Origin of the sequence: Bacteroides sp. RTP21281st1_H5_RTP21281_210402, from assembly GCF_040918965.1 — a bacterium.
Lineage (GTDB): Bacteria > Bacteroidota > Bacteroidia > Bacteroidales > Bacteroidaceae > Bacteroides > Bacteroides congonensis.
In genome coordinates this window covers 61459-74351 of sequence record NZ_JBCOWR010000021.1, presented here as the reverse complement: position 1 = coordinate 74351, position 12893 = coordinate 61459, and the positions used below count along the sequence as shown (strand labels likewise).

9 protein-coding genes and 3 tRNA genes are annotated in these 12893 nt (G+C 42.9%); all 12 read left to right on the top strand.

The features are described from left to right. Positions 1–104 precede the first annotated feature (104 nt). The 12 genes from AB5443_RS22045 to rpoC all read left to right on the top strand — a co-directional run bounded on the left by AB5443_RS22045 (position 105) and on the right by rpoC (position 12863). Positions 105–177 (top strand) — tRNA-Gly (locus AB5443_RS22045). Between the two features lie 10 nt (positions 178–187). Further along, positions 188–259, top strand: a tRNA-Thr gene (locus AB5443_RS22040). A gap of 50 nt (positions 260–309) precedes the next feature. Then, positions 310–1494: an elongation factor Tu gene (gene tuf, locus AB5443_RS22035; protein ID WP_044655865.1), complete on the top strand. Its 1185-nt coding sequence runs from the start codon at positions 310–312 to the stop codon at positions 1492–1494. Positions 1495–1546: 52 nt separating this feature from the next. Next, positions 1547–1619 (top strand) — tRNA-Trp (locus AB5443_RS22030). 14 nt (positions 1620–1633) lie between these two features. Beyond that, positions 1634–1825, top strand: coding sequence for a preprotein translocase subunit SecE (gene secE / locus AB5443_RS22025; protein WP_004296363.1), 192 nt, complete (start codon positions 1634–1636; stop codon positions 1823–1825). 16 nt (positions 1826–1841) lie between these two features. Beyond that, entirely contained in the window at positions 1842–2384 is a 543-nt protein-coding gene (gene nusG, locus AB5443_RS22020; RefSeq protein WP_277135264.1) for a transcription termination/antitermination protein NusG, read from the top strand. Positions 2385–2445: 61 nt separating this feature from the next. Continuing rightward, complete coding sequence (gene rplK / locus AB5443_RS22015) at positions 2446–2889, top strand: 50S ribosomal protein L11 (protein WP_004296361.1); 444 nt, start codon at positions 2446–2448, stop codon at positions 2887–2889. A gap of 15 nt (positions 2890–2904) precedes the next feature. Then, positions 2905–3603: a 50S ribosomal protein L1 gene (rplA, locus tag AB5443_RS22010; RefSeq protein WP_004296360.1), complete on the top strand. Its 699-nt coding sequence runs from the start codon at positions 2905–2907 to the stop codon at positions 3601–3603. A gap of 15 nt (positions 3604–3618) precedes the next feature. Further along, positions 3619–4137: a 50S ribosomal protein L10 gene (gene rplJ, locus AB5443_RS22005; RefSeq protein WP_044655863.1), complete on the top strand. Its 519-nt coding sequence runs from the start codon at positions 3619–3621 to the stop codon at positions 4135–4137. A gap of 46 nt (positions 4138–4183) precedes the next feature. Beyond that, a complete protein-coding gene (gene rplL, locus AB5443_RS22000) occupies positions 4184–4558 on the top strand; it encodes a 50S ribosomal protein L7/L12 (RefSeq protein WP_044655862.1) in 375 nt (124 codons plus the stop codon). A 104-nt stretch (positions 4559–4662) separates the two neighbouring features. After that, positions 4663–8475 (top strand): DNA-directed RNA polymerase subunit beta, encoded by a 3813-nt coding sequence (gene rpoB / locus AB5443_RS21995; protein ID WP_073347347.1) that lies wholly within the window; start codon positions 4663–4665, stop codon positions 8473–8475. 104 nt (positions 8476–8579) lie between these two features. Continuing rightward, positions 8580–12863: a DNA-directed RNA polymerase subunit beta' gene (gene rpoC / locus AB5443_RS21990; RefSeq protein ID WP_073347348.1), complete on the top strand. Its 4284-nt coding sequence runs from the start codon at positions 8580–8582 to the stop codon at positions 12861–12863. The last annotated feature ends 30 nt before the right edge of the window (positions 12864–12893 follow it).

Here is a 12893-nt window from a genome sequence, read left to right as displayed (position 1 = left end):
CCAGAGTGGCCAAATGGGGCAGACTGTAAATCTGCTGTCTTTCGACTTCGGTGGTTCGAATCCATCTTTGCCCACAAGATCAGAGTGACAACTTTGGCGAGAATGCGGAAGTAGCTCAGTTGATAGAGCATTAGCCTTCCAAGCTGAGGGTCGCGGGTTTGAGCCCCGTCTTCCGCTCTTTTTTCTTGCTGTTATAGCTCAGTGGTAGAGCACTTCCTTGGTAAGGAAGAGGTCCCGGGTTCAAATCCCGGTAACAGCTCATAAAGATGTAAATGCTGATTATTAATCAAATAAATAACAAGTAAAGCTATGGCTAAAGAGAAATTTGAACGTACCAAACCGCACGTAAACATTGGTACTATCGGTCACGTAGACCACGGTAAGACAACGTTGACAGCTGCTATCACTACTGTGTTGGCGAAAAAAGGTCTTTCTGAATTGCGTTCTTTCGATTCTATCGACAACGCTCCTGAAGAAAAAGAAAGAGGTATTACTATTAATACTTCACACGTTGAGTACGAAACAGCTAACCGTCACTACGCACACGTTGACTGTCCGGGACACGCCGACTATGTGAAGAACATGGTAACTGGTGCTGCTCAGATGGATGGTGCTATCATTGTTTGTGCTGCAACTGATGGTCCGATGCCTCAGACTCGCGAACATATCTTGTTGGCTCGTCAGGTAAACGTACCTCGTCTGGTTGTATTCTTGAACAAGTGCGATATGGTAGACGATGCTGAAATGTTGGAACTCGTTGAAATGGAAATGAGAGAACTTCTTTCATTCTATGATTTCGATGGTGACAATACTCCTATCATCCAGGGTTCTGCTCTTGGCGCATTGAACGGCGTTGAAAAGTGGGAAGACAAAGTTATGGAATTGATGGATGCTGTTGATAACTGGATTCCGCTGCCTCCGCGTGATGTTGATAAACCTTTCTTGATGCCGGTTGAAGACGTGTTCTCTATCACAGGTCGTGGTACTGTTGCAACAGGTCGTATCGAAACTGGTGTTATCCATGTAGGTGACGAAGTTGAAATTCTTGGTTTGGGTGAAGATAAGAAATCAGTTGTAACTGGTGTTGAAATGTTCCGTAAATTGTTGGATCAAGGTGAAGCTGGTGACAACGTAGGTCTGTTGCTTCGTGGTATCGATAAGAACGAAATCAAACGTGGTATGGTTCTTTGCAAACCGGGTCAGATTAAACCGCACTCTAAATTCAAAGCTGAGGTTTATATCCTGAAGAAAGAAGAAGGTGGTCGTCACACTCCGTTCCACAACAAATATCGTCCTCAGTTCTATCTGCGTACTATGGACTGTACAGGTGAAATCACTTTGCCGGAAGGAACTGAAATGGTAATGCCGGGTGATAACGTAACTATTACAGTTGAGTTGATTTACCCAGTAGCATTGAATCCGGGTCTTCGTTTCGCTATCCGCGAAGGTGGACGTACGGTAGGTGCTGGTCAGATTACAGAAATTCTTGACTAATACACAATATTTAATCAGTTCCCGGTTTTAATCGGGAACTGATTATGTACACACGGGAGTAGCTCAGTTGGTAGAGCACCGGTCTCCAAAACCGGGTGTCGGGAGTTCGAGCCTCTCCTCCCGTGCTAATATTATTCAAATGAAAAAGGTAATAGCTTATATTAAAGAATCTTACGACGAACTTGTTCATAAAGTATCGTGGCCTACGTATTCTGAACTTGCTAACAGTGCAGTAGTTGTTTTATATGCTTCCCTGCTTATTGCATTGGTAGTATGGGGTATGGATGTCTGTTTCCAGAACTTCATGGAAAAAATTGTTTATCCACATTAAAAAATAGGAATTAAAAATGGCTGAGATTGAAAAAAAATGGTACGTTCTGCGTGCTATTAGTGGTAAAGAAGCTAAGGTAAAGGAATATCTTGAAGCTGATCTTAAAAACAGCGACCTTGGTGAATATGTATCTCAGGTATTGATTCCTACTGAAAAGGTGTACCAGGTTCGCAATGGCAAAAAAATTGTGAAGGAAAGAAGTTATCTTCCTGGTTACGTTTTGGTGGAGGCTGCTTTGGTTGGTGAGGTTTCTCATCACTTGCGCAACACTCCGAATGTGATAGGCTTTCTTGGCGGCTCCGAAAAACCGGTGCCCCTCAGACAGTCAGAAGTGAATCGTATACTTGGTACAGTTGACGAACTGCAGGAAACGGGTGAAGAACTCAATATTCCATACGTAGTTGGGGAAACTGTTAAGGTTACTTTTGGTCCTTTCAGCGGATTCAGTGGCATCATTGAAGAAGTGAATAGTGAAAAAAAGAAACTGAAGGTCATGGTGAAGATATTCGGGCGCAAAACGCCGCTTGAATTAGGCTTTATGCAAGTGGAAAAAGAATAACGCGGAATTGTTACGCTGTTGTTGTTCTTCGTTTAATGTTTATATATAAATCAATAAAAAAATGGCTAAAGAAGTTGCTGGACTAATCAAATTACAGATTAAAGGAGGCGCTGCAAATCCATCACCCCCAGTTGGACCTGCTCTAGGTTCTAAGGGTATCAATATCATGGAATTTTGCAAGCAATTCAATGCCAGAACCCAAGACAAGGCAGGTAAGATTTTACCTGTTATCATTACTTACTACGCAGATAAGTCTTTCGATTTTGTAATCAAGACTCCTCCCGTTGCTATTCAATTACTTGAAGTAGCTAAGGTAAAGAGTGGTTCTGCTGAGCCTAACCGTAAGAAAGTTGCCGAGCTTACTTGGGAACAAGTTCGTACGATTGCTCAGGACAAAATGGTTGACTTGAACTGTTTTACTGTGGAAGCTGCCATGAGAATGGTTGCAGGTACAGCTAGAAGTATGGGTATCGCTGTAAAAGGGGAGTTCCCGGTTAATAACTAATAAACTTCAATTGTAATGGGTAAACTGACAAAAAATCAAAAGTTAGCTGCAGAAAAGATTGAAGCAGGGAAAGCATACTCACTGAAAGAAGCTGCATCTCTGGTGAAAGAAATTACTTTTTCCAAGTTTGATGCTTCACTGGATATAGATGTACGTTTAGGTGTTGATCCACGTAAAGCTAACCAGATGGTGAGAGGTGTTGTTTCACTTCCTCATGGTACTGGTAAGGAAGTACGTGTATTGGTACTTTGTACACCGGATGCTGAAGCTGCTGCAAAAGAAGCTGGTGCTGACTATGTTGGTCTTGACGAATATATTGAAAAGATCAAAGGTGGATGGACTGATATTGATGTTATCATCACTATGCCATCTATCATGGGTAAAATTGGTGCACTCGGTCGCGTACTTGGTCCTCGTGGATTGATGCCGAACCCGAAGAGTGGTACTGTAACTATGGATGTTGCTAAGGCTGTAAAAGAAGTAAAACAAGGTAAAATCGACTTCAAAGTTGATAAGAGCGGTATCGTTCATACTTCTATCGGTAAGGTATCATTCAGTCCTGATCAGATTCGCGACAATGCGAAAGAGTTTATCTCTACTCTGAACAAACTGAAACCGACTGCGGCAAAGGGTACGTATATTAAGAGTATTTATCTTTCTAGTACAATGAGTGCGGGTATCAAAATCGACCCGAAATCAGTGGATGAAATCTAATAAAACAGAGAAAAAATGAGAAAGGAAGATAAAAGTACGATTATAGAGCAAATTGCTGCTACAGTAAAGGAATATGGTCACTTCTATTTGGTAGATGTTACAGCTATGAACGCTGCTGCTACCAGCGCATTGAGAAGAGAATGTTTTAAATCTGACATCAAATTGATGTTGGTTAAAAACACGCTGCTTCACAAAGCACTGGAAAGCCTGGAAGAAGACTTTTCACCTCTTTACAATTCTTTGAAAGGTACTACTGCCGTTATGTTTAGCAACATTGCAAACGTTCCTGCTAAACTTATCAAAGATAAAGCGAAAGACGGTATTCCCGGACTGAAAGCTGCATATGCAGAAGAAAGCTTCTACGTTGGTGCAGATCAATTGGATGCTCTCGTTGCAATCAAGAGTAAGAATGAAGTTATCGCTGATGTTATTGCCTTGTTGCAATCTCCGGCCAAGAATGTTATTTCTGCTCTTCAATCAGGTGGTAACACCATTCACGGCGTACTCAAAACACTTGGTGAGAGACCCGAATAATTTTCAAAAACAACAAAGTATTTAAACAATTAAAATCATACAAAAAATGGCAGATTTGAAAGCTTTTGCAGAACAATTGGTTAACTTGACAGTAAAAGAAGTTAATGAACTTGCAACTATCCTTAAAGATGAATACGGTATTGAACCTGCTGCTGCAGCTGTTGCTGTTGCTGCTGGTCCTGCAGCTGGTGCTGCTGCTGTAGAAGAACAAACTTCTTTCGACGTAGTGTTGAAAAGCGCTGGTGCAGCTAAACTTCAGGTTGTTAAAGCCGTTAAGGAAGCTTGTGGCCTAGGTTTGAAAGAAGCTAAAGACTTGGTAGACGGTGCTCCTAGCACAGTTAAAGAAGGTTTGGCTAAAGACGAAGCAGAATCATTGAAGAAAACATTGGAAGAAGCTGGAGCTGAAGTTGAACTTAAATAACATTGGCCTGGTAATCAGGTAATTCGGTTAGGAATCCTTCGCAAGAGGATTCTTAACCTTTTTGTGTATATATTTCAAATTAAGTTCTCCAAATTCATTAATAGATGTCTTCAAATACTGTAAATCAAAGAGTTAATTTTGCTTCGACTAAGAATCCGCTCGAATATCCGGATTTCCTGGAAGTACAATTGAAGTCATTCCAAGACTTTCTACAATTAGATACCCCACCTGAAAAGCGTAAGAATGAGGGATTGTATAAAGTATTTGCTGAAAACTTCCCTATTGCCGATACTAGAAACAATTTTGTTCTTGAGTTTCTGGACTATTATATTGATCCGCCGCGTTATACCATCGATGATTGTATAGAGCGTGGGCTCACTTATAGTGTTCCTTTAAAAGCGAAACTTAAGCTTTACTGTACGGATCCCGATCATGAGGATTTTGATACGGTGATTCAGGACGTATTCCTCGGACCGATTCCTTACATGACTGATAAGGCTACTTTCGTCATTAACGGTGCCGAACGCGTAGTTGTGTCACAGCTTCACCGTTCTCCGGGTGTGTTCTTCGGCCAAAGTGTACATGCCAATGGTACGAAACTTTATTCGGCTCGTATTATTCCGTTTAAAGGTTCGTGGATTGAGTTTGCTACCGACATCAATAATGTGATGTATGCATACATTGACCGTAAGAAGAAATTGCCGGTAACTACTCTGTTGCGTGCGATTGGTTTCGAGAATGACAAAGATATTCTTGAAATTTTCAACCTTGCAGAAGATGTGAAGGTTAACAAGACAAATCTGAAGAAAGTGCTGGGCCGCAAACTGGCTGCACGTGTCTTGAAAACATGGATTGAAGATTTCGTTGATGAAGATACCGGTGAAGTGGTTTCTATCGAACGTAACGAGGTTATTATCGACCGTGAAACCGTATTGGAAGAAGTGCACGTGGATGAAATCCTGGAATCGGGAGTTCAAAATATTCTTTTGCATAAGGATGAACCGAACCAGTCCGATTTCTCTATTATATATAATACACTGCAGAAGGACCCGAGTAACTCGGAAAAGGAAGCTGTGTTGTATATCTACCGTCAGTTGCGTAATGCCGATCCGGCCGATGACGCAAGTGCACGTGAAGTTATCAACAACTTGTTCTTCTCAGAAAAACGATATGACCTTGGTGATGTAGGTCGTTACAGAATCAACAAGAAGTTGAACTTGACGACTGATATGGACGTGCGTGTCCTCACGAAGGAAGATATCATTGAAATCATCAAATATCTGATTGAGTTGATTAACTCTAAGGCAGATGTGGATGATATTGACCACTTGAGCAACCGTCGTGTGCGTACGGTGGGCGAACAGCTTTCTAACCAGTTTGCTGTTGGTTTGGCTCGTATGTCCCGCACGATTCGTGAACGTATGAACGTTCGCGACAATGAAGTGTTCACTCCGATTGATTTGATTAACGCGAAGACTATTTCTTCTGTAATCAACTCTTTCTTCGGAACGAATGCCTTGTCTCAATTCATGGACCAGACAAACCCGTTGGCTGAAATCACGCACAAGCGTCGTATGTCTGCGCTGGGTCCTGGTGGTCTTTCCCGTGAACGCGCCGGATTTGAGGTTCGTGACGTTCATTACACACACTATGGTCGTCTTTGCCCGATCGAGACTCCTGAAGGTCCGAACATCGGTTTGATTTCTTCATTGTGTGTATTCGCAAAAATTAATGAACTCGGATTCATTGAAACTCCGTATCGCAAGGTTGAAAACGGAAAAGTGGATCTTTCTGATAACGGTCTGATTTATCTGACTGCCGAAGAAGAGGAGGAAAAGGTTATTGCACAGGGTAATGCTCCGTTGAATGATGACGGTACATTCGTGCGTAATAAAGTTAAGTCTCGTCAGGATGCTGATTTCCCGGTTGTTGAACCACAGGAAGTGGACTTGATGGACGTTTCTCCCCAGCAGATTGCATCAATCGCAGCTTCATTGATTCCGTTCCTGGAACATGATGATGCTAACCGTGCATTGATGGGATCAAACATGATGCGTCAGGCAGTTCCATTGTTGAGAAGCGAGGCGCCGATTGTTGGTACAGGTATCGAACGTCAGTTGGTTAGAGATTCTCGTACGCAGGTTACTGCGGAAGGGGATGGGGTAGTTGATTACGTGGATGCTACTACGATTCGTATTTTGTATGACCGTACAGAGGATGAAGAATTTGTAAGCTTCGAACCAGCTTTGAAGGAATATAGATTGCCTAAATTCCGTAAGACCAATCAGAACATGACGATTGACTTACGCCCGACTTGTGAGAGAGGACAACGTGTGAAGAAAGGCGATATATTGACCGAAGGTTATTCTACTGAAAAGGGTGAACTGGCACTGGGTAAAAACCTGTTGGTTGCTTATATGCCTTGGAAGGGTTACAACTATGAGGATGCTATCGTTTTGAACGAGCGTGTGGTACGCGAGGACTTGCTGACTTCAATTCACGTAGAAGAATATTCTTTGGAAGTTCGTGAAACAAAGCGTGGTATGGAAGAATTGACTTCTGATATCCCGAATGTGAGTGAAGAAGCTACTAAGGATCTGGACGAAAACGGTATCGTAAGAATTGGTGCTCGTATCGAACCGGGTGATATCATGATCGGTAAGATTACTCCGAAAGGTGAGTCTGATCCTTCTCCTGAAGAAAAACTGCTTCGTGCAATCTTTGGTGATAAGGCCGGTGATGTGAAAGATGCTTCACTGAAAGCTTCTCCTTCTTTGAAAGGTGTTGTTATCGACAAGAAGTTATTCTCACGTGTTATCAAGAATCGTAGCTCTAAGCTTGCTGATAAGGCATTGTTGCCTAAGATCGATGATGAATTCGAATCAAAGGTAGCGGACTTGAAACGTATCCTGGTTAAGAAACTGATGACTTTGACAGAAGGTAAGACTTCTCAGGGTGTGAAAGATTATCTGGGTGCGGAAGTGATTGCTAAGGGGGCTAAATTCAGCGCGTCTGACTTTGATTCACTTGACTTTACTTCTATTCAGTTAAGTAACTGGACGAATGACGACCATATCAACGGCATGATTCGTGACTTGGTGATGAATTTCATCAAGAAATATAAAGAACTGGATGCTGAATTGAAGCGTAAGAAGTTTGCTATTACTATTGGCGATGAACTTCCTGCAGGTATCATTCAGATGGCTAAAGTATATATTGCCAAGAAACGTAAGATCGGTGTTGGTGATAAGATGGCAGGTCGTCACGGTAACAAGGGTATCGTGTCACGTGTCGTACGTCAGGAAGATATGCCGTTCTTGGCAGACGGTACTCCGGTCGATATTGTATTGAATCCGTTGGGTGTGCCTTCTCGTATGAACATCGGTCAGATTTTTGAAGCTGTACTTGGACGTGCCGGAAAGACATTGGGTGTGAAATTCGCGACTCCTATCTTTGATGGTGCTACAATGGAGGATCTGAATGAATGGACAGACAAGGCAGGATTGCCCCGCTACTGTAAAACTTATCTGTGTGATGGTGGTACAGGTGAGCAGTTTGACCAGCCGGCAACTGTGGGTGTAACTTATATGTTGAAGTTAGGCCACATGGTTGAAGATAAGATGCATGCTCGTTCTATCGGTCCGTACTCATTGATTACTCAGCAGCCTCTTGGTGGTAAGGCACAATTCGGTGGTCAGCGTTTCGGAGAAATGGAGGTTTGGGCACTCGAAGGATTTGGTGCTGCTCATATCCTGCAGGAAATCCTGACTATCAAGTCTGATGACGTGGTAGGACGTTCAAAGGCTTATGAAGCAATAGTGAAGGGGGAACCGATGCCGCAACCTGGTATACCGGAATCCTTGAACGTATTGTTACACGAGTTGAGAGGTTTAGGTTTGAGTATCAACCTAGAATAATATAATGAAGAATACGTGATGTCAACAAGCCGATGAAGGCTTGTTGACATCCGTGTCTTTTCAATTTCCAATGATTCAATTATCAAATCTCAATTATATAGAGTATGGCTTTTAGAAAAGAAAATAAGTCGAAAAGTAATTTCTCGAAGATCTCGATTGGTCTGGCTTCCCCGGAAGAAATCCTGGAGAATTCGAGTGGTGAAGTTTTGAAGCCTGAAACCATTAATTACCGTACGTACAAACCCGAGCGTGACGGTTTGTTCTGCGAGCGCATTTTTGGTCCTATCAAGGACTATGAGTGCCATTGCGGTAAATACAAACGTATCCGTTATAAAGGTATCGTCTGCGACCGTTGTGGTGTGGAAGTTACTGAGAAGAAGGTGCGTCGTGAACGTATGGGACATATCCAGTTGGTTGTGCCGGTGGCTCACATCTGGTATTTCCGTTCGCTCCCTAATAAAATCGGTTATTTGCTCGGATTGCCGACAAAGAAACTGGATTCGATTATATACTACGAACGTTATGTTGTTATTCAGCCGGGTGTAAAAGCTGAAGATGGCGTAGCTGAATATGATTTGCTTTCTGAAGAAGAATATCTGGATATTCTGGATACGCTTCCAAAGGACAATCAATATCTTGAAGATAATGATCCGAACAAATTCATCGCTAAGATGGGAGCCGAAGCTATTTATGATTTGCTGGCTCGTTTGGATCTGGATGCTTTGTCTTACGAATTGCGTCACCGCGCCGGAAACGATGCGTCCCAGCAACGTAAGAATGAAGCTTTGAAACGTCTTCAGGTAGTAGAATCGTTCCGTGCATCACGCGGACGCAACAAACCGGAATGGATGATTGTACGTATCGTACCGGTTATCCCGCCTGAACTTCGTCCGTTGGTTCCGCTGGATGGTGGCCGTTTTGCTACATCTGACTTGAACGACCTTTATCGTCGTGTGATTATCCGTAACAACCGTTTGAAACGACTGATTGAAATCAAGGCTCCGGAAGTAATCTTGCGTAATGAAAAACGTATGCTTCAGGAATCTGTCGATTCTTTGTTTGATAACTCACGTAAATCAAGTGCTGTAAAGACAGATGCCAACCGTCCGTTGAAATCACTGTCCGACAGTTTGAAAGGTAAGCAAGGACGTTTCCGTCAGAATTTGCTGGGTAAACGTGTTGACTACTCTGCTCGTTCGGTAATCGTCGTTGGTCCTGAATTGAAAATGGGTGAGTGCGGTATTCCTAAATTGATGGCTGCCGAACTGTACAAACCGTTTATTATCCGCAAGCTTATCGAACGTGGTATCGTTAAGACTGTTAAGTCTGCGAAAAAAATCGTTGACCGCAAGGAACCGGTGATTTGGGACATCTTGGAACATGTAATGAAAGGGCATCCGGTACTGTTGAACCGTGCTCCGACATTGCACCGTTTGGGTATCCAGGCTTTTCAGCCAAAAATGATTGAAGGTAAAGCTATCCAGCTGCATCCGTTGGCATGTACGGCATTCAACGCCGACTTTGACGGTGACCAGATGGCTGTTCACTTGCCTTTGAGCAATGAAGCAATTCTTGAAGCACAGATGTTGATGCTTCAATCACATAATATCTTGAATCCGGCAAATGGTGCGCCTATTACTGTGCCTGCACAGGATATGGTTCTTGGTCTATACTACATTACCAAGTTACGTGCCGGTGCAAAGGGGGAAGGTTTGACATTCTACGGTCCGGAAGAAGCATTGATTGCTTATAACGAAGGTAAAGTGGATATTCACGCTCCGGTGAAAGTAATCGTGAAAGACGTTGACGAAAATGGTAACATTGTAGACGTAATGCGCGAAACTTCAGTAGGACGTGTGATTGTGAATGAAATCGTTCCCCCTGAAGCAGGGTATATCAATACTATTATCTCTAAAAAATCTCTTCGTGATATTATTAGTGATGTAATTAAGGTATGTGGTGTGGCTAAGGCCGCGGACTTCCTGGATGGAATCAAGAATTTGGGTTATCAGATGGCGTTCAAGGGTGGTCTGTCATTCAACTTGGGTGATATTATCATTCCGAAGGAAAAAGAAACTTTGGTACAGAAGGGTTACGACGAAGTTGAACAAGTCGTTAACAACTATAACATGGGTTTCATTACCAACAACGAACGTTACAATCAGGTAATTGATATCTGGACACATGTTAACTCTGAGTTGTCTAACATCTTGATGAAGACTATTTCTTCGGATGATCAAGGATTTAACTCTGTTTACATGATGCTTGACTCAGGTGCCCGTGGTTCTAAAGAACAGATTCGTCAGTTGTCAGGTATGCGTGGTTTGATGGCAAAACCCCAGAAAGCAGGTGCTGAAGGTGGTCAGATCATTGAGAACCCGATCTTGTCGAACTTTAAAGAAGGACTTTCGGTGTTGGAGTACTTTATCTCTACCCACGGTGCTCGTAAAGGTTTGGCGGATACCGCTTTGAAGACTGCCGATGCCGGTTATTTGACTCGTCGTCTGGTGGATGTGTCACATGATGTGATTATTACAGAAGAAGACTGTGGTACACTCCGTGGATTGGTTTGTACAGACCTTAAGAATAACGATGAAGTTATTGCTACTCTGTATGAACGTATCTTGGGACGTGTCTCCGTACATGATATTATTCATCCGACTACTGGTGAATTGATAGTTGCCGGTGGAGAAGAAATCACAGAAGAAATCGGTAAGAAGATTCAAAATTCTCCGATCGAGAGTGTTGAAATCCGTTCGGTATTGACTTGTGAAGCTAAAAAGGGTGTTTGTGCTAAATGTTACGGACGTAACCTGGCTACGAGCCGTATGGTTCAGAAGGGTGAAGCTGTCGGAGTAATCGCTGCTCAGTCTATCGGTGAGCCGGGTACACAGTTGACATTGCGTACGTTCCACGCCGGTGGTACTGCTGCCAATATCGCAGCAAATGCAAGTATCGTTGCTAAAAATAATGCACGTCTTGAATTTGAGGAGTTGCGTACTGTGGATATCGTTGATGAAATGGGTGAGTCTGCGAAAGTGGTAGTAGGTCGTTTGGCTGAAGTCCGTTTCGTAGATGTAAATACTGGTATCGTTCTTTCTACTCATAACGTACCTTATGGCTCAACGTTATATGTAGGTGATGGGGAACTGGTAGAAAAAGGCAAGTTGATTGCTAAATGGGACCCGTTCAACGCTGTTATTATCACGGAAGCAACTGGTAAGATCGAATTTGAGGGCGTAATTGAAAACGTTACTTATAAGGTTGAATCGGATGAAGCTACAGGTCTTCGCGAAATTATCATTATTGAATCTAAGGATAAGACGAAGGTTCCTACAGCTCATATCCTGACGGAAGATGGTGATTTAATACGTACTTACAACTTGCCGGTGGGTGGTCACGTGATTATCGAAAATGGTCAGAAAGTGAAAGCCGGTGAAGTAATCGTGAAGATTCCGCGTGCCGTAGGTAAGGCGGGTGATATCACGGGTGGTCTTCCTCGTGTTACCGAATTGTTTGAAGCTCGTAATCCATCTAACCCTGCTGTCGTTTCTGAAATTGATGGTGAGGTTACAATGGGTAAGATCAAACGTGGTAATCGTGAGATCATCGTAACTTCCAAGACTGGTGAGGTTAAGAAATATCTGGTTGCATTATCCAAACAGATTCTGGTACAGGAAAATGACTATGTACGTGCTGGTACTCCATTGTCTGACGGTGCTACTACTCCTGCGGATATCCTGGCTATTAAAGGTCCTACAGCTGTACAGGAATATATCGTGAATGAAGTTCAGGATGTATACCGCTTGCAGGGTGTGAAGATCAATGATAAGCACTTCGAGATTATCGTTCGCCAAATGATGCGTAAAGTACAGATTGACGAACCGGGTGATACTCGCTTCCTGGAACAGCAAGTTGTAGACAAGCTGGACTTCATGGAAGAGAATGACCGTATCTGGGGCAAGAAAGTTGTGGTTGACGCTGGTGATTCTCAAAGTATGCAGGCTGGCCAGATTGTAACTGCCCGTAAGCTGCGTGATGAGAACAGTATGCTGAAACGCCGTGACTTGAAACCTGTTGAGGTTCGCGATGCTGTGGCTGCTACATCTACTCAGATTCTTCAGGGTATTACACGTGCCGCTTTACAGACTTCAAGCTTTATGTCGGCTGCTTCCTTCCAGGAAACAACGAAGGTATTGAATGAAGCTGCTATTAACGGTAAGGTTGATAAACTCGAAGGTATGAAGGAAAATGTGATCTGTGGTCACTTGATTCCGGCAGGTACAGGACAGCGTGAATATGAAAAATTGATCGTTGGTTCGAAAGAGGAGTATGACCGTATCTTGGCAAATAAGAAAACAGTACTCGACTACAATGAAGTAGAATAATACAATTCAATTGACTATATGAGAAGGAGC

Excerpts from the sequence above, each read along its gene's own strand:
- tuf (WP_044655865.1), top strand. The coding sequence starts at position 310 with ATGGCTAAAGAGAAATTTGAACGTACCAAACCGCACGTAAACATTGGT.
- secE (WP_004296363.1), top strand. The coding sequence starts at position 1,634 with ATGAAAAAGGTAATAGCTTATATTAAAGAATCTTACGACGAACTTGTT.
- nusG (WP_277135264.1), top strand. The coding sequence starts at position 1,842 with ATGGCTGAGATTGAAAAAAAATGGTACGTTCTGCGTGCTATTAGTGGT.
- rplK (WP_004296361.1), top strand. The coding sequence starts at position 2,446 with ATGGCTAAAGAAGTTGCTGGACTAATCAAATTACAGATTAAAGGAGGC.
- rplA (WP_004296360.1), top strand. The coding sequence starts at position 2,905 with ATGGGTAAACTGACAAAAAATCAAAAGTTAGCTGCAGAAAAGATTGAA.
- rplJ (WP_044655863.1), top strand. The coding sequence starts at position 3,619 with ATGAGAAAGGAAGATAAAAGTACGATTATAGAGCAAATTGCTGCTACA.
- rplL (WP_044655862.1), top strand. The coding sequence starts at position 4,184 with ATGGCAGATTTGAAAGCTTTTGCAGAACAATTGGTTAACTTGACAGTA.
- rpoB (WP_073347347.1), top strand. The coding sequence starts at position 4,663 with ATGTCTTCAAATACTGTAAATCAAAGAGTTAATTTTGCTTCGACTAAG.
- rpoC (WP_073347348.1), top strand. The coding sequence starts at position 8,580 with ATGGCTTTTAGAAAAGAAAATAAGTCGAAAAGTAATTTCTCGAAGATC.